At 71.9% G+C, this 20,225-nt stretch carries 20 protein-coding genes and 1 tRNA gene; 13 read left to right on the top strand and 8 right to left on the bottom strand.

From position 1 onward, the window contains the following. Positions 1–3: 3 nt before the first annotated feature. Positions 4–438: a VOC family protein gene (locus ACIO92_RS31365; RefSeq protein ID WP_402283860.1), complete on the bottom strand. Its 435-nt coding sequence runs from the start codon at positions 436–438 to the stop codon at positions 4–6. A 132-nt stretch (positions 439–570) separates the two neighbouring features. On the opposite strand from ACIO92_RS31365, the gene ACIO92_RS31370 reads away from it, so the two are divergent. The 3 genes from ACIO92_RS31370 to ACIO92_RS31380 all read left to right on the top strand — a co-directional run bounded on the left by ACIO92_RS31370 (position 571) and on the right by ACIO92_RS31380 (position 2,722). After that, positions 571–1,170, top strand: a complete 600-nt coding sequence (locus tag ACIO92_RS31370) for a TetR/AcrR family transcriptional regulator (RefSeq protein ID WP_401240241.1) — start codon at positions 571–573, stop codon at positions 1,168–1,170. Positions 1,171–1,566: 396 nt separating this feature from the next. Continuing rightward, entirely contained in the window at positions 1,567–1,917 is a 351-nt protein-coding gene (locus tag ACIO92_RS31375) for a hypothetical protein (protein ID WP_366445196.1), read from the top strand. Positions 1,918–2,239: 322 nt separating this feature from the next. Further along, entirely contained in the window at positions 2,240–2,722 is a 483-nt protein-coding gene (locus ACIO92_RS31380) for a GNAT family N-acetyltransferase (protein ID WP_402061310.1), read from the top strand. A gap of 238 nt (positions 2,723–2,960) precedes the next feature. On the opposite strand, the gene ACIO92_RS31385 is transcribed toward ACIO92_RS31380, so the two are convergent. Beyond that, entirely contained in the window at positions 2,961–3,113 is a 153-nt protein-coding gene (locus tag ACIO92_RS31385) for a hypothetical protein (protein ID WP_366446049.1), read from the bottom strand. Between the two features lie 91 nt (positions 3,114–3,204). Next, the gene (phoU, locus tag ACIO92_RS31390) at positions 3,205–3,885 is read right to left on the bottom strand and encodes a phosphate signaling complex protein PhoU (RefSeq protein ID WP_093874867.1); all 681 of its coding nucleotides are present in this window, start codon (positions 3,883–3,885) and stop codon (positions 3,205–3,207) included. Between the two features lie 263 nt (positions 3,886–4,148). Here phoU and ACIO92_RS31395 point away from each other — a divergent pair, with 263 nt between their 5' ends. Together ACIO92_RS31395 and ACIO92_RS31400 are read left to right on the top strand one after the other, a co-directional pair. After that, on the top strand, positions 4,149–5,378 hold the full coding sequence (locus ACIO92_RS31395; protein ID WP_366446048.1) for an ATP-binding protein: 1,230 nt from the start codon (positions 4,149–4,151) through the stop codon (positions 5,376–5,378). Then, complete coding sequence (locus ACIO92_RS31400) at positions 5,375–6,055, top strand: response regulator transcription factor (protein WP_015035162.1); 681 nt, start codon at positions 5,375–5,377, stop codon at positions 6,053–6,055. Before ACIO92_RS31395 ends, ACIO92_RS31400 begins: the two co-directional genes overlap by 4 nt. 118 nt (positions 6,056–6,173) lie before the next feature. On the opposite strand, the gene ACIO92_RS31405 is transcribed toward ACIO92_RS31400, so the two are convergent. Next, a complete protein-coding gene (locus ACIO92_RS31405) occupies positions 6,174–6,794 on the bottom strand; it encodes a DUF461 domain-containing protein (protein WP_366446047.1) in 621 nt (206 codons plus the stop codon). A 719-nt stretch (positions 6,795–7,513) separates the two neighbouring features. Here ACIO92_RS31405 and ACIO92_RS31410 point away from each other — a divergent pair. From ACIO92_RS31410 to ACIO92_RS31435, 6 genes are all read left to right on the top strand, one after another. Then, positions 7,514–7,996, top strand: coding sequence for a CarD family transcriptional regulator (locus ACIO92_RS31410; RefSeq protein WP_003953493.1), 483 nt, complete (start codon positions 7,514–7,516; stop codon positions 7,994–7,996). Positions 7,997–8,323: 327 nt separating this feature from the next. Further along, positions 8,324–9,073, top strand: coding sequence for a 2-C-methyl-D-erythritol 4-phosphate cytidylyltransferase (ispD, locus tag ACIO92_RS31415; protein ID WP_366446046.1), 750 nt, complete (start codon positions 8,324–8,326; stop codon positions 9,071–9,073). After that, positions 9,063–9,680 (top strand): 2-C-methyl-D-erythritol 2,4-cyclodiphosphate synthase, encoded by a 618-nt coding sequence (ispF, locus tag ACIO92_RS31420; RefSeq protein ID WP_366446045.1) that lies wholly within the window; start codon positions 9,063–9,065, stop codon positions 9,678–9,680. The genes ispD and ispF overlap by 11 nt, the downstream gene beginning before the upstream one ends. Before the next feature lie 193 nt (positions 9,681–9,873). Then, the gene (cysS, locus tag ACIO92_RS31425; protein ID WP_402283856.1) at positions 9,874–11,274 is read left to right on the top strand and encodes a cysteine--tRNA ligase; all 1,401 of its coding nucleotides are present in this window, start codon (positions 9,874–9,876) and stop codon (positions 11,272–11,274) included. A 78-nt stretch (positions 11,275–11,352) separates the two neighbouring features. Continuing rightward, positions 11,353–12,306, top strand: a complete 954-nt coding sequence (gene rlmB / locus ACIO92_RS31430) for a 23S rRNA (guanosine(2251)-2'-O)-methyltransferase RlmB (protein ID WP_366446043.1) — start codon at positions 11,353–11,355, stop codon at positions 12,304–12,306. 107 nt (positions 12,307–12,413) lie between these two features. Beyond that, the gene (locus ACIO92_RS31435) at positions 12,414–13,970 is read left to right on the top strand and encodes a DoxX family membrane protein (RefSeq protein WP_366446042.1); all 1,557 of its coding nucleotides are present in this window, start codon (positions 12,414–12,416) and stop codon (positions 13,968–13,970) included. A 135-nt stretch (positions 13,971–14,105) separates the two neighbouring features. Here ACIO92_RS31435 and ACIO92_RS31440 read toward each other — a convergent pair whose 3' ends face one another. The 3 genes from ACIO92_RS31440 to ACIO92_RS31450 all read right to left on the bottom strand — a co-directional run bounded on the left by ACIO92_RS31440 (position 14,106) and on the right by ACIO92_RS31450 (position 16,625). After that, entirely contained in the window at positions 14,106–14,822 is a 717-nt protein-coding gene (locus ACIO92_RS31440) for a nucleotidyltransferase family protein (protein ID WP_366446041.1), read from the bottom strand. 70 nt (positions 14,823–14,892) lie between these two features. Further along, the gene (locus ACIO92_RS31445) at positions 14,893–15,303 is read right to left on the bottom strand and encodes a hypothetical protein (protein WP_366446040.1); all 411 of its coding nucleotides are present in this window, start codon (positions 15,301–15,303) and stop codon (positions 14,893–14,895) included. A 224-nt stretch (positions 15,304–15,527) separates the two neighbouring features. Beyond that, positions 15,528–16,625, bottom strand: a complete 1,098-nt coding sequence (locus ACIO92_RS31450; protein WP_366446039.1) for a sn-glycerol-3-phosphate ABC transporter ATP-binding protein UgpC — start codon at positions 16,623–16,625, stop codon at positions 15,528–15,530. A gap of 184 nt (positions 16,626–16,809) precedes the next feature. Between ACIO92_RS31450 and ACIO92_RS31455 the strand changes: the two genes are divergently transcribed. Then, a tRNA-Thr gene (locus ACIO92_RS31455) sits at positions 16,810–16,886 on the top strand. A gap of 134 nt (positions 16,887–17,020) precedes the next feature. Here ACIO92_RS31455 and ACIO92_RS31460 read toward each other — a convergent pair. Next, a complete protein-coding gene (locus ACIO92_RS31460; protein ID WP_402283853.1) occupies positions 17,021–17,617 on the bottom strand; it encodes an SMI1/KNR4 family protein in 597 nt (198 codons plus the stop codon). A gap of 386 nt (positions 17,618–18,003) precedes the next feature. Here ACIO92_RS31460 and ACIO92_RS31465 point away from each other — a divergent pair, with 386 nt between their 5' ends. Further along, positions 18,004–20,130 carry a restriction endonuclease gene (locus ACIO92_RS31465; RefSeq protein ID WP_402283851.1) on the top strand — a complete coding sequence of 709 codons (2,127 nt, stop codon included), beginning with the start codon at positions 18,004–18,006 and terminating at the stop codon, positions 20,128–20,130. The last annotated feature ends 95 nt before the right edge of the window (positions 20,131–20,225 follow it).

Here is a 20,225-nt window from a genome sequence, read left to right on the forward strand (position 1 = left end):
GTCTCAAGGGGCGTGGCCCTCCGCGTACTGGCTCGTGTAGGTGCCGGTCGCCGGGACGACCGTGATGACGTCGATCATCACCCCGTCCGGAGCGGCCACGATGAAGTGACGCTGACCGAACTCCTCGGTGCGCGGCGGCAGCAGCTCGCGCAGTCCGGCCGCGCCGACGAGGCGCCGGTGCTCCGCGTCCGCGGCGTCCACCTCGAAGTTCAGCAGGAGCCCGCCCGTGATCGGGGCGCGGTGGCCCGCCGGGACGCTGGGATGGTCGGGGTCGAGCAGCGCCAGCTCGTACTGGGGGGCGTCCGGCCGCCGCAGGCTCACGTACCAGTCGGCCTCGAAGGTCGGCTCGAAGCCGAAGTGACGGGTGTAGAAGTCGCGCGAGGCGGCGACGTCACGGGTGCAGATCACCGGGTAGAAGCCCCCGAGCGTGCTGGTCATGGCGGTTCCTTCGTCATGGCGGGTCCCCGTGCGGTGACGGGAGCGGACGGTCCCCTCCTTCGCATACCCAGGGTATGCGAAGGAGAGGGTTAGCATACCCGGGGTATGTGAAGAGGGAAGGGCGGTACGGACATGGCGACCAGCCGGGCCGAACAGCGGGCGGCGACCCGACGCGCGCTGCTGGCGGAGGGGCGGCGACGGTTCGCCGCCGACGGCTACCACGACGTCGTCCTCGCCGAGGTGGCCGCCGCCGCCGGGGTCACCAAGGGCGCGGCCTACCACCACTTCGCCAGCAAGGCGGGCCTCTTCCGGGCCGTCGTCGCCGAGGTCCAGCACGAGCTGGGCGAGCGGGTCGCCGCCGTGGCCGACGCGCACACCGACCCCTGGGAGCAGCTGCGCGCGGGCTGCCACGCCTTCCTCGCGGCGGGCGCCGATCCGGCGGTCCGCCGCATCCTGCTGCTGGACGCGCCCACGGTCCTGGGCTGGGACGAATGGCGCGCCGCGGACGAGGACGCGTCGGCCCGGCACCTGACCGAGGCCCTTGAGGGGCTCGTCTCCCTGGGTGTCATCGCGGACCAGCCGGTGGCGCCGCTGGCCGGGCTGCTGTCCGGGGCGATGAACGAGGCGGCCGTCCGGCTGGCCCGCTCGACCGCCCCGACGGCCCTGGCCGACACCGAGCGCGCCCTGGACCTCCTCCTCTCCGGCCTGCGGACCCGGCCACCGGTCGGGTAGGGAGCGGGAGCGGAAGCAGGGGCGGGAGCGGCGGGCATCGGCTCATGGGCCGGATCGGGTACGACGCCATCGGCCCGGCAGCCACGGGGGCGGAATCCGGCGGCTTGCAGATCCACCGGCCCGAAACCCACCGGCCCGAAACCCACAGGACCGGACCCACAGGACCGCGATCACCGGCCCGGAACCGGCAGCTCGCATGAGCCACAGAGTCACAGAGCCGCGATCCACCACCCCGTCCCCGTCCCCGCCCCCGCTCCGCCGGACGGGTGAGGGCGAAACCTTACGGCGGTGGTCCGGCGCATGGTGAGGAAGCCCGGAGGTAGAGGTGGGGGTGAATCCCCCTCATCCCCCGTGAATCCCCTCCGCCTCTCCTCCTCCCCGAAACGAGAAACCCCCGTGCGTCTCCGGCACTCCGTCGCCGCCGTCTGCGGTGCCCTCACCCTCACCGCGGCCCTGGCCACCCCCGCCCACGCCGCCAGCGGCGACTTCACCTACCGGTTCGTCGGCCTGGACGGCTCCCGGCTGACGGCCACGCTCCACGACCCGGAGAGCGACCGGTGTCTCACGCTCCCCGGGGTGGCCGACCCGCACGCCTCCGACCCCGGCTTCGCTCCGCACAACGACACCGACGACTACGCGATCGTCTTCACCGGGCCCGACTGCACGGGCGACTCCTGGAGACTCCGCCCCCACGGCCGCCCGGCCACCGACCTCCTCAAGCTCCGCTCGGTCGTCTTCGTCCGCTAAAGGGTGTTGCACAACGGCGATCATGCTCGGATGATGTCATCGGTGACAAGGTCAACTATCCGCTTATGCGGCGATTCTTCCGTCCCGTTGACCGCCTGGATACTGGCTTCTGGAGATCATTCCGGCCTTGTGCAACACCCTTTAGGCCGTGTTTCGAAAGTCCCGCCTGCCTGGCCTGCCCTCCGGGCAGACGGCGCTCCTTTCGAAACACGCCCTGGCCGAGCGGCCCCGACCCGGACCGTGCCGCCCGGAACCCCCCACACGGGCGGTGCGGTCCGATGATCCACGGCACTCTTTCCCCGGACTCGTTACCGTCCGTGTCATGAGTACGTCATCACCCCGCACCGAACTCCGCCTGGAGAAGGTCACCCCCGCGAACATCGACGCCGCCGTAGCCCTGCGCGTCCACCCCCACCAGGAGCGGAACGTCGCCCCCGTCGTGACGTCCCTCGCCGAGGCGTACGCCTTCGGAGAGTCCGCCTGGCCGAGGCTGATCTTCGACGGCGACCGGCTCGTCGGCTTCCTCATGGCCTTCCTCGACCTCCCCTGGAACGAGGAGAAGACCCCCGGCGACCACCGCAGCGGCCTGTGGCGGCTCAACATCTCCGCCGACGCCCAGGGCCGGGGGTACGGCAGCTTCGCCGTCGCCGCCGTCCGCGACGAACTGCGACGGCGCGGCACCTCCCGGCTGTACGTCACCTGGGCACCCGGCGAGAACGGCCCCGGCGCCTTCTACGAGCGGCTCGGCTTCCGCGCCACCGGAGAGTTCAGCGGCACCCAGACCGTCGCCGTGCTCGACATATGAGCGTCCCGGCGTAGCCGCACGAGCGTCTCGACGCGGGGGGTACGGGCATCCCCCGCGTAGGCGCAGCCGTACGGACGACATCCTGGCGCAGCCGTACGGGCACTTCGACGGAGACGGAGACGCGGACGCGGCCAGGCCGTACGGACACCCCGGCATACGGGCCGGACCCGTCGACGCGGTGAAGGGGCGGGGCGCCGACGGAACCGCCGCGCCCCGCCCTCCCTCCCGGTCGTCCGGGTCAGCCGGAGCAGCCGCCGCACTGGCACGGCGAGCCCGACTGGCAGCCGCAGCCGCAGCCCGAGCCGCAGCCGCAGGCGCCCAGGACGGGCAGGTGTGCCACCTCGCGCGGCGCCTCCGCTCCGGACTCGGTCGGTGTGGGGGAATCGGCCATGGGGGTCCCTCCCTTTCGAGGCGCACATCGCCTCCCCCCATTTGATGCCCACGCGGACCGGCGCATCAACGGCGCATCGATGGCCGCGCGCCTACGCGCCCTCCACCGGAGCGTCCGCCGCCTGGAGCTCGTCCGCGTGCTCACCGGTCACCAGGTAGACCACGCGCTTCGCCACCGACACCGCGTGGTCGGCGAACCGCTCGTAGTACCGGCCCAGCAGCGTCACGTCGACGGCGGTCTCTATGCCGTGCTTCCAGCGGTCGTCCATCAGGTGCTGGAACAGCGCCCGGTGCAGCAGGTCCATCTCGTCGTCGTCCTGCTCCAGCTGGAGCGCCAGGTCGACGTCCTTCGTGATGATGACCTCCGCCGCCTTCGCCATCAGGCGCTGCGCCAGCTGCCCCATCTCCAGGATGGTCGCGTGCAGGTCCCGGGGCACCGCGGTGTCCGGGAAGCGCAGCCGCGCCAGCTTCGCGACGTGCTGCGCCAGGTCGCCCGAGCGCTCCAGGTCGGCGCTCATCCGCAGCGAGGTCACCACGATCCGCAGGTCGGTCGCCACCGGCTGCTGCCGCGCGAGCAGCGCGATGGCCCGCGCCTCCAGGTCGTGCTGCAGGTCGTCGACCTTCTGGTCCGCGGCGATCACGCTCTCCGCGAGCTTCAGGTCCGCGTCGAGCATCGCCGTCGTGGCGCGCCCGATCGCCGACCCGACGAGCCGGGCCATCTCGACCAGGCCCTCGCCGATCGAGTCAAGTTCCTCGTGGTACGCGTCCCGCATGGTGTCCCTCTCTAGGCGGTGCTCCGGGGTCCGGGTGGGGCTCAGGACCCTCACGCTCCCACGTTCGGCCCCGTACGAGTCCGGTTCCACCCCCGCACGTGAACCGTCACTTTCACCGAGGTGAACTCTGGGCGACACGCGCCACCGTCCGCGTCGGGGCAAGTGAACCGGCCAGGTCGTCACGGTGAACTCTGAGCGACGAGTGTTCGAGCAGCCACTCGGACGGCTGGGAGAGTGTCGCCGGGGACGCATAACCTTGAGCCATGGACGTGAACGCGGCGGTCGCCGCATTGGCCGCTATCGCCGGAGTGTGCACCGGCGTGATCGCCATGCTGGCGTTCCGCTGGAGCGAGCGCGACCAGGCGAGGCCCACCCGTAGCTCCCTGCACACCGACGCCGTGCTGCCGCCCGGCGTCGACACGGTGCTGTCGGTGCTGCGCTCCTCCGCGGTCGTTCTCGACGAGAGCGACTCGGTGGTGAAGGCCAGCTCGGCGGCGTACGCGCTCGGTCTGGTCCGTGGCGGGAAACTGGCCGTCGAGCCCATGCTCAACATGGCCCGTGACACCCGCCGCGACGGAGAGATACGGCAGGTCGAGCTGGACCTGCCGAGGCGCGGCACCGCACGGGTCGAGGCCCTCGCGGTCTCCGCCCGGGTCGCTCCGCTGGGTTCCCGGCTGGTGCTGCTGCTGGTCGAGGACCTCACCGAGGCCCGCCGCATCGAAGCCGTACGGCGCGACTTCGTCGCCAATGTGAGCCATGAGCTCAAGACGCCCACGGGGGCGCTCTCGCTGCTCTCCGAGGCGGTCATGGACGCCTCGGACGACCCCGAGGCGGTCACCCGCTTCGCGGGCCGGATGCAGATAGAGGCGACCCGCCTCACCAATCTGGTGCAGGAGCTGATCGACCTCTCGCGGGTGCAGAACGACGACCCGCTGGAGGACTCCGAACCGGTGTCCGTGGACGAGCTGGTCGCCGAGGCGGTCGACCGCTCCCGGCACACCGCCTCCACCAAGCAGATCACCATGGTCTCCGGCGGCGCGCCCGACCTGCACGTGTGGGGCAGCCGGGGCCAGCTCGCCGCGGCCCTCGGCAACCTCGTGGAGAACGCGGTGAACTACTCCCCGGCCCGTACGAGGGTGGGCATCGCCGCCCGCCACATCGCGGCGCCGGGCGGGGACCTCATCGAGATAGCCGTGACCGACCAGGGCATCGGCATCTCGGAGCGGGACCGCGAGCGGATCTTCGAGCGCTTCTACCGGGTCGACCCGGCCCGCTCCCGTGCCACCGGCGGTACGGGCCTCGGCCTGGCCATCGTCAAGCACGTGGCGGCCTCCCACGGCGGGGAGGTCACCGTCTGGAGCACCGAGGGCCAGGGCTCCACGTTCACCCTGCGGCTGCCCGAGGCGGGCTCCGTGAGGGACCGCCGGCCCGTCATGTCCGCCACCCCCGATCTCATGACCGAACCGCTTCCAGCCCCGGAGGTCCTTCCGTGACCCGAGTGCTCGTCGTCGAGGATGAGGAATCCTTCAGCGACGCCCTGTCCTACATGCTTCGCAAGGAGGGTTTCGAGGTCGCCGTCGCGGCGACCGGGCCCGACGGTCTCGACGAGTTCGAGCGCAACGGGGCCGACCTCGTCCTCCTCGACCTGATGCTTCCGGGTCTCCCCGGTACCGAGGTGTGCCGTCAGCTGCGCGGCCGTTCGAACGTCCCGGTCATCATGGTGACCGCCAAGGACAGTGAGATCGACAAGGTCGTCGGCCTGGAGATAGGAGCCGACGACTACGTGACCAAGCCGTTCTCCTCGCGGGAGCTGGTGGCCCGCATCCGCGCGGTGCTGCGGCGCCGCGGTGAGCCGGAGGAGGTCACTCCGGCGGCCCTGGAGGCGGGTCCGGTCCGGATGGACGTCGACCGTCACGTGGTGACGGTCGCGGGCGGCAAGGTCGATCTGCCGCTGAAGGAGTTCGACCTCCTGGAGATGCTCCTGCGCAACGCGGGCCGGGTCCTGACCCGGATGCAGCTCATCGACCGGGTCTGGGGCGCGGACTACGTCGGCGACACCAAGACCCTCGACGTCCACGTCAAGCGGCTGCGGGCGAAGATCGAACCGGACCCGGGCGCCCCGCGCTATCTGGTGACGGTCCGGGGCCTCGGCTACAAGTTCGAGCCGTAGACCATGCCGTAGCGGATGCCACGCACGCGCGAAGGGCGCTCCTCCCGGCCGGGAGGAGCGCCCTTCGCGCGTGTACGGGACGGACCCCTGTACGGGGCAGGGCCCGCGTACGGGTGACTCAGTGACCGGAGGGCGCGGTGGTCTCGCCCGACGGAGTGCCGCCGTGCTCCGCGCTGCCCGAGGAGGTGGCGGAGGCGGTCGGCGTGGCGGCCGGGGGAGCCGGGACGATGGACGGGCCGAAGTCCTTGAAGTAGTTGTCGGCCGGGACGACGAAGGCCTCCAGGCCGACGTCACCGGTCCGGCTGAGCTTGAAGACGACTTCCTGGGCGTCGCCGACACGGGCCGCCTCGGTGCCGTTCTCGATCACGGCGGAGGCGTTGCCCGCGCCGCCGATGACGACGGAGCCGTTGGCCGGGACGGTGATCGGGCCGACGCCCTTGGCGGACTTCAGCGTCACGGTGGCGCTGCTGCCGGGCAGGCTGATCGACTCCAGCACCTGCGGAGCCCGCCCGTTGTTGAAGAGGGTGGCCGAGACGACGGCCGGTCCCTTCACACCGCGCTCGGGCTGGGTGATCACCAGCGCGTTCTGGATCTTGAGGTCGTCCACGGTGACGGCGGCGTTGTCCGGCCGGACGCCGAGCGTCTGCGCGTTGTTGCCCGCTCCACAGGCGGACAGCGCGGCGATGGAGAACACGATGGCGGTGGCGGCGAGGGCGCCGCGTCGAAGGTTGCGGCTCACGGCGGCGGCATCTCCTTGGACGTACGGACGGTCGGGGGACTAAAGGCCAACTAAAGGTCTGTCAGCGCGCTCAGGTTACCGAGCCGCACTCTTCGTCCCGCACCCGACCCGCCCCTAACCGGTCACGGGCGTCGCGGGGCCGCCCGGCGGCCACCGGGGGAGCGTCCCCGGGCGGACCTCGGGATGTCCCCGGGGCCGTCGCGGCGAACGTCCCCGCGAGCACCCCCGGGACGGCTCTCCGGGAGCCTTCGCAGGAGGCCCCGACCCCGGCCGACCGGCCGTCGGTGTGGCTGGATCTCGACGCATTGACCTGTTGTTCACATAACTGCCTTGATCAATTCGAGGAGCGTCGCGCATTAGCCGGAGCCGCGCCTCCGGAAAACCCCGGACCCGCCCGCGCTGATCAATTGCGGAATCACCCCGCAGTGCCTCCGTACGGGTGAACGATCCTCGAACGGAGTACGTGAAGAAGGCCACTCTGAACCCGACAAACCGGGACATCGTTCCATCCTGAGGGGGCTCCGGGCGGGTGTGACGTGCGCGTTTCTCTCCGTCCGCACAGCTGCTCCGACCTGCGAATACCGCCTTCCGGAAGCCCTCCGCAGCACGTCCGTGATGCTGTTGTCAAGCCCCGAGATATGCCCTGACCTGCGAAAACGCCATTCAGAAGAAGCTGTATCCGTGTTACCCTGGATAGCCACGGAAGGGGTACCTGTCACATGACGTTCAAGGTTGGCGACACCGTGGTCTATCCCCATCACGGGGCCGCGCTGATCGAGGCCATCGAAACTCGCCAGATCAAAGGCGTGGACAAGACCTACTTGGTGCTCAAGGTCGCGCAGGGCGACCTGACGGTCCGCGTGCCTGCGGACAACGCGGAGTTCGTAGGTGTCCGCGATGTTGTCGGTCAGGACGGGCTGGACCGGGTCTTCGAGGTGCTTCGCGCGCCGTACGCCGAAGAGCCGACGAACTGGTCCCGTCGCTACAAGGCAAATCTCGAGAAGCTCGCCTCCGGCGATGTCATCAAGGTCGCCGAAGTAGTCCGCGACCTGTGGAGGCGTGAGCGCGAGCGCGGTCTCTCCGCCGGCGAGAAGCGGATGCTCGCCAAGGCCCGGCAGATCCTGGTCAGCGAGCTGGCTCTCGCGGAGAACACGAACGAGGACAAGGCCGAGGCTCTCCTCGACGAGGTCCTCGCGTCCTGAGCGTGCCCTGAATCCTCCGGGCGCGCTACCAAGTGAAGCGATGCCGTGGTGCCCGTTGGCGTGCTGTGATCCACACAGTGCTGCCGTCGGGCGCTGCGGCATGTCCGCGTATGCCTGCGGAGCGTACGCGTGGCTGTACGCACACCTCATGAATCCGTGTGCGCACCACTGAGAAAGTCCCCGCACCCCCGTTACGTCCGAGCCCCTGTGCGCGGGTGACAACGCCTCGACCTTCGTCACGGAAAGGGCCCGGTCGAGGCGGAGCGTCCGGCACGGTGAGGCCATACCCATGTCGGCCGCGGAAACAAACCTGCCGGAGTGCAACCGATGTCAGACGATGCGCGTCCTACTCGTACCGCCGTGGTGATCCCGGCGGCCGGACGGGGCGTACGCCTCGGGCCGGGCGCCCCCAAAGCGCTTCGCGCGCTGAGCGGCACCCCCATGCTCATCCACGCCGTCCGAGCGATGGCCGCCTCCCGCGCGGTCTCGCTCGTCGTCGTGGTCGCACCCCCCGAAGGCGCCGCCGAGGTCAAGAACCTCCTCGACGCCCACGCCCTCCCCGAGCGGACCGACTACCTCGTCGTCCCCGGCGGCGAGACCCGCCAGGAGTCCGTCCGCCTCGGACTCGAAGCGCTTCCCGAGGGCATCACCACCGTCCTCGTCCACGACGCCGCCCGCCCGCTCGTCCCCGTCGACACCGTGGACGCCGTCATCGAGGCCGTCCGGAACGGGGCCGTCGCCGTCGTCCCCGCGATGCCCGTCACCGACACCGTCAAGGAGGTCGAACCGGCCGGAAGGCCGGGTGACCCCGAGCAGGTCGTCGCCACCCCCGTACGGGCCCGGCTCCGCGCCGTCCAGACCCCGCAGGGCTTCGACCACGACACCCTCGTCGACGCCCACGCCACCGTCGCCCTCGCCGGTGAGGGCGCCACCGACGACGCGGGCATGGTCGAACGGCTCGGCGCGCCCGTCGTCGTCGTGCCCGGCCACGAAGAGGCCTTCAAGGTGACCCGCCCCCTCGACCTCGTCCTCGCCGAGGCCGTACTCGCCCGCAGGAGGGCCAACGATGGCTTCTGAGCCGACCCCCACCGAGCCGACCCCCACCCCGCCGACCGCCGACGCCCCGGCCGTCACCCCGCCGACCGCCCCTGCCGCCCCCGCCGCTCCGGCCGGAGCCGTCCCGGCGGCCCCCCGACCGGTGATCCCGCTCGTCGGCATCGGCACCGACGTCCACGCCTTCGAGCAGGGCCGTGAACTCTGGTGCGCGGGCCTCCTCTGGGAGGACTCCGAGGGGTACGGCCTCGCCGGGCACTCCGACGGCGACGTCGCCGCCCACGCCGCCTGCGACGCGCTGTTCTCCGCCGCCGGGATCGGGGACCTCGGCGCCCACTTCGGCACCTCGCGGCCCGAGTGGTCCGGCGCCTCCGGCGTCACCCTGCTCGCCGAGGCGGCCCGGATCGTCCGCGCCGAGGGGTACGAGATCGGCAACATCGCCGTCCAGGTCGTCGGCGTCCGCCCGAAGGTCGGCAAGCGGCGCGCCGAGGCGCAGAAGGTGCTCAGCGAGGCGGCCGGAGCGCCGGTCTCCGTCTCCGGCACGACGACGGACGGGCTCGGTCTGACCGGCCGCGCGGAGGGTCTCGCGGCCCTCGCCACGGCCCTCGTCCACCGGGTCGCACCGGCCTGACACCCGGCCGGAACGGGCCCGGCGCCGGAGCGGACCGGACCCGGTGCCGACGTACGCACCGGGGCGCCGGACCGCGCCGGGCGCGCGCGGCGGCGCCGGCCCGGCGCCGGAGGCCACCGGTGCCGGTGAAAAACGTCATCCGGGACCGCGATCGGGTATCGGGGCACCACCACGCGCCCACTACCCTGGAGTGGTGACTATTCGCCTGTACGACACCAGCGCCCGGCAGATCCGTGACTTCACCCCGCTCACGCCGGGCTGCGTCTCGATCTACCTCTGTGGCGCCACCGTCCAGGCGGCCCCGCACATCGGGCACATCCGGTCGGGGCTGAACTTCGACATCATGCGCCGCTGGTTCGCGTACCGGGGCTACGACGTCACGTTCATCCGCAACGTCACCGACATCGACGACAAGATCATCTCCAAGGGTGCGGACCAGGGCCGACCCTGGTGGTCCATCGGCTACGAGAACGAGCGCGCGTTCAACTCGGGCTACGAGGCGCTGGGTTGCCTCCCGCCCAGCTACGAGCCGCGCGCCACCGGGCACGTCCCCGAGATGATCGAGATGATGCGCGGCCTCATCGAGCGCGGCCACGCCTACGAGGCGGACGGCAGCGTCTACTTCGACGTGCGCTCCTTCCCGGGCTATCTGGAGCTGTCCAACCAGGACATCGACGACCTGCGGCAGCCCAGCGAGGACGGCATCACCGGCAAGCGCGACCCGCGCGACTTCGCGATGTGGAAGGCGACCAAGCCGGGCGAGCCCGACTGGGAGACCCCGTGGGGCCGTGGCCGCCCCGGCTGGCACCTGGAGTGCTCGGCCATGGCCCACAAGTACCTGGGTCCCGCCTTCGACATCCACGGCGGCGGCCTCGACCTGATCTTCCCGCACCACGAGAACGAGATCGCCCAGGCCAAGGCCTTCGGCGACTCCTTCGCGCGGTACTGGGTGCACAACGCCTGGGTCACCATGAGCGGCGAGAAGATGTCGAAGTCGCTCGGCAACAGCGTGCTGGTGTCCGAGATGGTGAAGAACTGGCGCCCGATCGTCCTGCGCTACTACCTGGGCACCCCGCACTACCGCTCGATGATCGAGTACAGCGAGGAGTCCCTGCGCGAGGCCGAGGCGGCGTTCGCCCGTATCGAGGGCTTCGTCCAGCGCGCCACCGAGAAGGCCGGGGCGCCCGTCGCCCCCGCCGCCGAGGTGCCGCCTGCCTTCGCCGAGGCGATGGACGACGACCTGGGCGTCCCGCACGCGCTGGCGATCATCCACACGACCGTCCGCCAGGGCAACAGCGCCCTCGCGGCGGACGACAAGGACGAGGCCATTGCCCGTCTGGCCGAGGTCCGTGCCATGCTCGGTGTGCTCGGCCTCGACCCGCTCGACCCGCACTGGGCCGAGGAGGCCGGGGGCGGCGAAGAGCTCCACGGGGTCGTCGACACTCTCGTACGGCTCGTGCTCCAGCAGCGCGAATCGGCCCGCGAGCGGAAGGACTGGGCGACCGCGGACGCGATCCGCGACCAGCTCAGCCAGTCCGGACTCGCCGTCGAGGACGGGCCCGACGGCCCCCGCTGGACACTGGGCAACCGTTAGAAGACGTGCCGCTCGGGCCTCCGGGCGGCACACTTCAGTTACAGACCTATGCACGCAACACCGAGGATGAGAGTAGTCATGGCCGGGAACAGCCAGCGCAGGAACCGTCGCACGTCCAACAAGAAGGGTGCGACGATCGGCAGCGGTGGCCAACGGCGCAAGGGCCTGGAGGGCAAGGGCCCGACCCCGCCCGCCTCCGCCCGCAAGGGCCACAAGAAGAACCGCGTCGCCAACGCCCAGGCCAGGCAGGTCCAGCGCCGCCCCGTCGTCCGGCGCGGCGGCAAGGGCCAGTCGGAGATGGTCGTCGGCCGCAACCCGGTCTTCGAGGCCCTGCGCGACGGGGTGCCCGCCACGACCCTGTACGTGCAGCAGTTCATCGACAACGACGAGCGCGTGCGCGAGGCCCTGAACCTCGCCACCGGTCGCGGCAACATCCACATCATGGAGGCGCCGCGCCCCGAGCTGGACCGCATGACGAACGGCCTGAACCACCAGGGTCTCGTCCTCCAGGTCCCGCCGTACGAGTACGCGTTCCCCGAGGACCTCGCCACGGCCGCCTACGACAACCACGAGGAGCCGCTGATCGTCGCCCTCGACGGGATCACCGACCCCCGCAACCTCGGCGCCGTCGTCCGTTCCGTCTCCGCCTTCGGCGGGCACGGCGTCGTCGTGCCCGAGCGGCGCGCGGCGGGCATGACGGCCGGTGCGTGGAAGACCTCGGCGGGCACCGCGGCCCGTACCCCGGTCGCCCGCGCCACCAATCTGACGCGCTGCCTGGAGGCGTACCAGAAGGCCGGTCTCACGGTCGTCGGCCTCGCCGCCGACGGTGACCACGAGGTGCACGAGCTGGAGGAGCTGGGCGGTCCGGTCGTCATCGTCGTCGGCTCCGAGGGCAAGGGCCTGTCCCGTCTCGTCGGCGAGACCTGCGACTTCCTCGTGCGCATCCCGATGCCGGGCGGCGCCGAGTCGCTGAACGCCGGTGTCGCCGCGGGCGTCGTGCTCTACGAGGCCGCCCGCCGCCGCATGGGCTGACGCCGGCCACACCCGAACCATCGGTTCCGGCCGTGGCGTGATCTTGACGGGTCTCGGACATTTGCGAGCCGTCAAGGCAGTGTCCTAAACCCAGATCACTCGGTTAGATGAGTGTGGACACCAGAACGCCCCGGCCGGGGTTCGACGATCAGCCCGCGTTGAGCATGGTCAAGGTGGATTCCGATCCCGCCCAGGTGATCGTGAACCACGCCAGCTTCCGCGTGCGGCTCGCCCCGGCCCCGCAGCCGAAGTTCGGCGCCCGCGCCGCCGCCCTCTCGGGGGCCGCGGCCGGAGCGGGCGGCCCGCGCCGCCGACCCGTCGTGTGGAGCGGGAAGTCGGCGCCGGGCGCCACCGGTCTCCTCCAGGCCGTGCGCGAGTCCTCCGTCTCCACCCTCGACCCGGTCCTCGGGCGCGGGGGGATCGACGCGGGCTCCACCCAGGCCATCCCGCGCGTCGACGACACCATGCCCACCCCCGTGGTGCCCGGCGGCCCCCTGCTGCCCCCGATGCGCCGCGCCGAGGGGGCGTACGACGACCTGTACGAGCTGCGGCCCGAGACGGGACCCGAGGCGTACGAGGGCGACCCGTACGGCCGGAGCGCCCAGCGCCACGGCCAGGACACCGTCCGGCACGCCTACTACCCGGGCCGCCGGATGAACCTCGGCGTCGTCCTCCTCCCGCTCCGCGTCTTCCTCGGCCTCATCTCCGTCTACGCGGGCATGGGCAAGCTCTGCGACCCCGTCTACTTCGACGGCGGCGAGCGCGGCTCCATGGTGAAGTGGCTCAACTCCCTCCACCCGTGGGCCCTCGCCGAGCCCCTCCGCGACTTCGCCCTCCAGCACCCCGTCGGCGCCGGACTGACCGTCGCGTTCCTCCAGGTCGTCGTCGGTGTCCTCACCGTCCTCGGCCTCTGGCAGCGCGCCGCCGCCGTGGTCGGCGCCCTGCTCTCCGCCGCGCTGATCCTCACCGTCAGCTGGAAGACCGTCCCGGTCTACGACGCGCCCGACATCATCTACCTGGCCGCCTGGTCGCCGCTGATCATCGCCGGTGCCCCGGTCTACTCCATCGACGGACGTCTCGCCGGGGAGGCCTGGCGCAAGCTCGGCCCGCGCGCCGAACTCTGGGAGCTGCGCCGCCGGGTGATGCGCCGCAGCACCCTCGTCGCCTCCGTCGTCGTCGGTCTGACCCTGCTCATCGGCTCCGTCCTCGGCGGCGCCGTCCGCTCCACCGAGCTGGTCACCGTGCCGGGTCCGAACGACGACCCGATCAACCACCTCCCCGGCCGCCCGCTGGTCACCGAGCCGGCCCGCCGCGCGCCCTCCCAGGCCCCGTCCACCGCTCCGAGGCCCGCCGCGACCACCGAGGCGCCGAAGAAGCGCGAGGAGGCCCCGAAGGCCGAGCGGCCGACCGAGCCGAGCCGTGAGTCCACCCGGACCCAGGAGCGGCGTCCGACGTCCACGGAGGGTGCGGGCACCGGCGGCGGCAGCCGTACGCCGACCCAGTCCAGGCCCGCGCCCCCGCCGTCCACGAGCGACGCGCCGAGCGGCTCGGGCGGTTCCTCGGGCGGCTCCGGCGGCTCGACCGGGGGCGCCTCGGAGACCCCGTCGGAGAGCGGTTCGACATCGGGCGGGGCGAAGAACCCGATCGGCGGACTGCTGGGCTGACGGCCGGTCCGCCAGGAGTACTGGAATACTGAGGGCCGCTCCGGGGATACGGACGACCGGCCCGGGGGCACGAGAGGGCGGTACCGCCGACCGGCGGTACCGCCCTCTTCGTACCCGCCCGCGGGGCGGTGGCCGTCAGCTCCGCTGCACGGCGAGTTCCCGGGCGGCCTCGGTGAGGTCCTTGGCGGTGTCGATGGCCCGCCAGTACGCCCCCTGGGGCAACGGGAAGCCCGCCAGGCGCCGCTCGCGGGCGAGGCGGGGGAAGGTGGTGCGCTCGTGGTCGCCCAGATCGGGCAGGAGCTCGGTGAACTCGGCGGAGAAGACGTACACGCCCGCGTTGATGAGGAACGGCGACGGCGGCGCTTCCACGAAGTCGGTGATGTGCCCGAAGGTGTCCGTCTCGACGGCGCCCCAGGGGATGCGGGGGCGGGCCAGGGCGAGCGTCGCCAGGGCGCCGCGCTCGTCGTGGAAGGCGGCCATCTCACGGAGCGAGAAACGGGTCCAGATGTCGCCGTTGGTGGCGTACCAGGGCCGGTCCGGCGCGGGCAGGTGCGCGGCGGCGTACTTGAGGCCGCCGCCCCGGCCCAGCGGTTCGGTCTCGACGACCGTGGTCACCTTCAGCGGGAGGTCGGCGTCCGCGAGCCACTCCTGGAGCACCTCGGCGAGGTGGCCGCAGGACACGACGGCGTCGGTCACGCCCTCGGCGGCCAGCCAGGAAAGCTGATGGCCGATGATCGGGGTCCCGGTGCCCGGGATCTCGACCATCGGCTTGGGGCGGTCGTCGGTGTACGGGCGGAGCCGTGAGCCCTGGCCGCCCGCCAGGACCACGGCCTGCGTCGGAGAGGTGTGCATACGGGGAACGATAGGCGTCGTCCCGTACGCCCGGCGGCCGGACACCCGGCGGCCGGACGCGCGTCGGCGCTCAGCCGGTGCGCATCACGCCGGTCGCGTACGAGGTGTCGCAGACCGGGCGGGAGAAGGACTGGGCGCGGGAGGGGCCGTACTGGTCGACGGCGGCGCGGCCGAGGGAGCGGGCGATGGACATGCAGTGCTTGGCGAGCGACGGCCGCTTCTCCACTTCGCGCTGGAGGCGGGTGAGGGCCGCGCCGGGGTCCTTCTCCTGGAGCTCGGCGAGGAGCTGGTCGCGCAGCACGTCCTGCGGGGCGCGGGACTTGGCGCGGACGGAGACGTCGGAGGAGGACGCCGTGAGCTGGGTGGCGGCGTCCTGGCCGGCCCACGGGACCGCGGACACCGCGAGCGTTCCCGAGAGCACCAGGACGACGGGCAGGACGAGGGCGAGAGAGCGGCCGATTCGGCGGGCAGTGTGCGTCACGCAGGCGAGCGTAGCGGTCGGTAGTGATTTGACGACATTTAGTCACTCTCACGGGGGATGGTTCGAGGTGTCTTTTCGAATCACGTCTCGGCGCGGGAGGTGGGTGCAGGCCCGGAATGCCGGGGTTTCCGGGGCTAAACCACCTACTGAGACGAACGGCCCCGTGTCCGGAAGGACACGGGGCCGTTCGGCCAGGCTCGGCAGCGATTTTCCGCCGCCCGGGGTCAGTCGCTGAGGCGGGCGCCCGTCGAGGTGGAGAAGACGTGCAGCTCGTCGGCGCGCGGCACGACGTGCAGCGTGGTGCCCTTGGCGGGGACGTCACGGCCGCCGACGCGGACGACCAGGTCCTTGTCCTCGCCGCCGACGCGGGTGGAGCCGTAGACGAAGCCGTCGGAGCCGAGCTCCTCGACCACGTTGACGGTGACGGCCAGGCCGTCCTTGCCGGTCGGGCCCTGCACGTCGAAGTGCTCGGGGCGGACGCCGACGGTGACGGTGGTGTCGCCGTTGGCGGCCGCGGCGGCGATGGCGTCACGGGAGACGGGGACGACGCTGTTGCCGAACTTCACGCCGCCGTCGGTGATCGGGACCTCGACCAGGTTCATGGCCGGGGAGCCGATGAAACCGGCGACGAAGAGGTTGGCGGGCTTGTCGTACATGTTGCGCGGGGAGTCGACCTGCTGGAGCAGACCGTCCTTGAGGACCGCGACCCGGTCGCCCATGGTGAGGGCCTCGGTCTGGTCGTGGGTGACGTAGACCGTGGTGATGCCCAGACGGCGCTGGAGACCGGCGATCTGCGTACGGGTCGAGACGCGGAGCTTGGCGTCGAGGTTCGACAGCGGCTCGTCCATGAGGAAGACCTGCGGCTCGCGGACGATGGCGCGGCCCATGGCGACACGCTGGCGCTGACCGCCGGAGAGCGCCTTCGGCTTGCGGTCCAGGTACTCGGTGAGGTCCAGGATCTTCGCGGCCTCTTCGACCTTGGCGCGGATCTCGGCCTTGTTGACCCCGGCGATCTTCAGGGCGAAGCCCATGTTGTCGGCGACGGTCATGTGCGGGTACAGCGCGTAGTTCTGGAACACCATCGCGATGTCCCGGTCCTTGGGCGGCAGGTGCGTGACGTCGCGGTCGCCGATGCGGATGGAACCGGCGTTGACGTCCTCAAGACCCGCGAGCATACGCAGGGAGGTCGACTTGCCGCAGCCGGAGGGCCCGACGAGGACGAGGAACTCGCCGTCGGCGATCTCGATGTCGAGCTGGTCGACGGAGGGCTTGGTGGCACCGGGGTAGACCCGGGTTGCCTTGTCGAACGTTACGGAAGCCATGGTGATGTGCCCCTTCACCGGCAGGAACGTGCCGGACGATCCGAGTAAAGGAAGGATGTGCGGTCTAGTCCACCTGGGTGAACCCGCAAGTGACGCTACCCGCCGATGCCCGATCTGTCAGCACTCGGACCCCGGTGAGATTTCCGACCGCCGGCGGTTCGTCGTTGGATACACTGCACTGGCTGCCTCCTTAGCTCAGCTGGCCAGAGCACCGCTCTTGTAAAGCGGGGGTCGTCGGTTCGAACCCGACAGGGGGCTCCAGGTAGGACATGCGAAGACCCCCGACCGATCTTGGTCGGGGGTCTTCGCATGTCCTGGGGTGACGTCAACGGCGACGGGGTCAGGGGCGGTCGGGCCGGGACGGCGTCGCACAGTGGGCCGCTCCGTGGATGAGCTCAGGGGGCATCCCGCGGTTCGTCGGCTTGCTCCGCGATCCGGGAGGCGGCCATCTCCCACGGGGTCGGCTCCGCCACGTCTTCGTGCTCATCGGCGTCTTCCCGGTACCAGCCTGTTCCGGCGAGCCAGGTTTCGAGCCACTCGGCCAGACTCCCCGCGTCGACGAACCAGGCGGCGGATCCGTCGTCCGCCATGGCGTTCGGATCGAAGAGGAGGACCGTGGCGGTCTCGCTGCGGCAGTCCACAGCGGCGTACATGGCGCAGCCCCAGTCGAGGATCGGCAGCACGCCCGCCGGCCAGTACGGTGTCTCTCCCCCGGCCGAGGCCGATCGTTCGGACCGGTACTCGCTCAGCACCGTACGTCCTGTCCCGACCAGCGGAAGAAGCTCGTCGTAGGGGCCGTAGCCACCGTTGGCGACTTCCCGGTACAGACTCGCCAGCAGGGGTGGGAGCGCGAAGCCGAGCGCTGCCTCTGCCTCGGCGATGTCCTCGGCACCGGCGGCGGGAGGCAACGTCGTCGAGGCGGCCCGGGCCTTCGCCGCCACGCGGGGAACGAGATCTTCGATTGCTGTCACGTTCGGGATCCTGTCAGGCACCTACGACAGAGCACCGTCCCGGCAGACGGACCGTCGGTGGCGGCGGTGGTCCTCCTCTCCGGCTGGAGGAGGAAGCGCCGGACGTCGGGGAGCCGAGCGACTCCAGCCGCCCGGCGAGCTTCGCCGGTCGGCCGGGAGGCCGTCCCGCTCCGCTCTCCACCAGCAGCAGGCGTACGTGGAGCAGGCGGAGGCCAGGCGTCCGGGCGGGGGCGCGACCGGTACCGGCCGCCGGGGCCGGTCCGGGTTCTGGAGCGGCGGGAGCACGCGCCGGGCTGAGGCGCGGGCCGACGCGCGCCCGTGGCCGGTGCGTGATGCCGTACGCGGTGCTCGCGCGGCTTCGGTGGTGTAGTCATGGCGGGGGTGTCTATTGGGGAGGGGTGTGGTCGATGAGTCGGCGTTCCGGTGGGCTGATCGGGGTGTGGGCCGAGCAGCAGCGGGTGGCGCAGCGGCAGCGTGAGGGGCAGCAGCAGGCCGTGCTGCGGCAGCGGCGGGACGCCGAGCGGGCCCAGCGGGCGTACGAGCGGGACGTGGCCCGGATGCAGCGGGAGCAGAAGGCCGCGTACCGGCAGCAGCGGGACGCGGACGCCCTGCGCCGCACCCGGGAACTGGACGAGCGGGTCGCCGTCCTGGAGGGGCTCCTCGCCGCCGGGTGCCGAGGACCCGCCTTCTCGGTGGCGTCCCTGCGCCGGGCCGAGGACGTCGAGCCGTTCTCGCCCGGACCGCTGGGCGAGCCCGTCCCCCTGCCCGACCAGCGGCTCTACCAGCCGCAGTCCGCCTGGACCGCCTCCGGGCGCGCCCAGGCCGAGCGGGACGCCCGCGCCCGCTTCGAGCACGACTGGTACGCGGCGCAGGCCGCCGAGGCCCGCCGGAACGAGCAACTGGCCGCCTACCGGCGCGAGTACGACAACTGGGCCGCCGCCCGCCTCGCCGAGATACGGGCGCACAACGCGGGCGTCGCCGGGACCGTGGCCGCCCTCGGCGACGGTGACGCCGAGACCGTCGTCGAGTTCTTCTCCGCCGTCCTCTTCTCCTCCACCGCCTGGCCCGAGGGCTTCCCCCGGGAGGTCTCCGCCGCCTACGACCGGGGCGCCCGCGCCCTCGTCCTCGACTGGGACCTGCCCGGCTACGACGTCGTCCCCGCCGCCAAGGGCGTCAAGTACCTGTCCGGCACCGACCAGGAGAAGGAGGTCCCCCGGCCGGTGACCCAGCGCCGGGCGCTCTACCGGGACGTCCTCGCCCAGAGCGCGCTGCTCGCCGTACGCGAACTCTTCGCCGCCGACCGGTCCGGCGCCCTGCGGAAGGTCGTCCTCAACGGGTACGTCGACGGGGTCGACCCCGCCACCGGGCTCGCCGCCCGGATCTGCCTGGCCTCCGTGGCCGTCGGGCGGCCCGCCTTCGACGCGCTCAACCTGGAACTCGTCAGCGCCGTCGACTGCCTGACCGGCGCGCTCGCCGGACGGCTCTCCGCCAAGCCGGACGAGCGGACCCCCGTCGTGCCGCTGCTCACCCCCGACCAGGTCGGCACCGACGTCGTCTTCCAGGGCGACGGCGAGGAACCCGACCTGCTCGCCATGGACCCGATCGCCTTCGAGGGGCTCGTCGCCGAACTGTTCCGGGCCCGGGGGCTCCAGGCCGTCACCACCCGCCGTTCCAACGACGGCGGCGTCGACGTCGAGGCGCTCGACCCGGACCCCATCAGCGGCGGATCGATCGTCGTCCAGGTCAAGCGGTACCGGAACACCGTCCCGCCCACGGCCGTACGGGATCTGTTCGGCACCGTGCAGGGCGCCGGGGCCAACAAGGGCGTCCTCGTCACCACCTCCAGGTTCGGGCCCGGCTCGTACACCTTCGCCAACGGCAAGCCCCTCACCCTGATCTCCGGGACCGAACTCGTCGATCTGCTCCACCAGCACGGGCTGCGCGGGCGCCTCGGTCCCGGCACGCCGTCCGCGCCCGCCGGTTCCGCCGGTTCCGGCGGCTCCCTCGGGCCGGTCGATCCCGTCGGGACCGCGCCCGCCGATGCCGACGACGCCTTCAACCTGCTCGGCATGGTCTGGTCCGGAGCCGTCGCCCTCGACGTCTGCGCCCTGGTCTGCGCCGGGAACCGGGTCCTCGGCGACGAGTGGTTCGTCTTCTTCAACAACCCGGCCACCCCGGACGGCTCCGTCGCCATGGTGTCCGCCGCGCCCGGTGACCGGGCCGCCGTCCGGGTCGGTTTCGACGCGCTCCCGGCCCGTGCCGACCGGCTCGTCCTGGTCGCCGCCGTCGACCCGGAGGCCAACCCCGACGCGGACCTCGGGGGGTTCCTGGACGCGGGCATCCGGCTCCGCGACGACTCCGGGGCCGAACTCGACCAACTCGTCGTGTCCGACGGGCGGTCCGGCGAGACCGCCCTCGTCCTCGGCTCGTTCCGGCGGCGCTCCGGCGGCGACTGGGACTTCGTCCTCGGCGGGAAGGGCTACCGGGGCGGCCTTGAGGAACTGGTGGGGGACTTCGGGATCGACGTGGAGTGAGGGGGCGGAGTGAGGGGGTGCTGGGGGCGACCCTGAGAGGCTCGCGCTCTGGGCGCTCGGGGCGCTCGGGGTCGCCCTGTAGGGGGTGTCCCTGG

It is taken from the genome of Streptomyces sp. NPDC087215 (assembly GCF_044744885.1).
Lineage (GTDB): Bacteria > Actinomycetota > Actinomycetes > Streptomycetales > Streptomycetaceae > Streptomyces.

What these genes read in the sequence shown, in the direction of transcription:
- ACIO92_RS31365 (WP_402283860.1), bottom strand. Translation starts at nt 438, where the DNA reads ATGACCAGCACGCTCGGGGGCTTCTACCCGGTGATCTGCACCCGTGAC.
- ACIO92_RS31370 (WP_401240241.1), top strand. Translation starts at nt 571, where the DNA reads ATGGCGACCAGCCGGGCCGAACAGCGGGCGGCGACCCGACGCGCGCTG.
- ACIO92_RS31380 (WP_402061310.1), top strand. Translation starts at nt 2,240, where the DNA reads ATGAGTACGTCATCACCCCGCACCGAACTCCGCCTGGAGAAGGTCACC.
- ACIO92_RS31385 (WP_366446049.1), bottom strand. Translation starts at nt 3,113, where the DNA reads ATGGCCGATTCCCCCACACCGACCGAGTCCGGAGCGGAGGCGCCGCGC.
- phoU (WP_093874867.1), bottom strand. Translation starts at nt 3,885, where the DNA reads ATGCGGGACGCGTACCACGAGGAACTTGACTCGATCGGCGAGGGCCTG.
- ACIO92_RS31395 (WP_366446048.1), top strand. Translation starts at nt 4,149, where the DNA reads ATGGACGTGAACGCGGCGGTCGCCGCATTGGCCGCTATCGCCGGAGTG.
- ACIO92_RS31410 (WP_003953493.1), top strand. Translation starts at nt 7,514, where the DNA reads ATGACGTTCAAGGTTGGCGACACCGTGGTCTATCCCCATCACGGGGCC.
- ispD (WP_366446046.1), top strand. Translation starts at nt 8,324, where the DNA reads ATGTCAGACGATGCGCGTCCTACTCGTACCGCCGTGGTGATCCCGGCG.
- ispF (WP_366446045.1), top strand. Translation starts at nt 9,063, where the DNA reads ATGGCTTCTGAGCCGACCCCCACCGAGCCGACCCCCACCCCGCCGACC.
- rlmB (WP_366446043.1), top strand. Translation starts at nt 11,353, where the DNA reads ATGGCCGGGAACAGCCAGCGCAGGAACCGTCGCACGTCCAACAAGAAG.
- ACIO92_RS31435 (WP_366446042.1), top strand. Translation starts at nt 12,414, where the DNA reads ATGAGTGTGGACACCAGAACGCCCCGGCCGGGGTTCGACGATCAGCCC.
- ACIO92_RS31440 (WP_366446041.1), bottom strand. Translation starts at nt 14,822, where the DNA reads ATGCACACCTCTCCGACGCAGGCCGTGGTCCTGGCGGGCGGCCAGGGC.
- ACIO92_RS31450 (WP_366446039.1), bottom strand. Translation starts at nt 16,625, where the DNA reads ATGGCTTCCGTAACGTTCGACAAGGCAACCCGGGTCTACCCCGGTGCC.
- ACIO92_RS31465 (WP_402283851.1), top strand. Translation starts at nt 18,004, where the DNA reads ATGAGTCGGCGTTCCGGTGGGCTGATCGGGGTGTGGGCCGAGCAGCAG.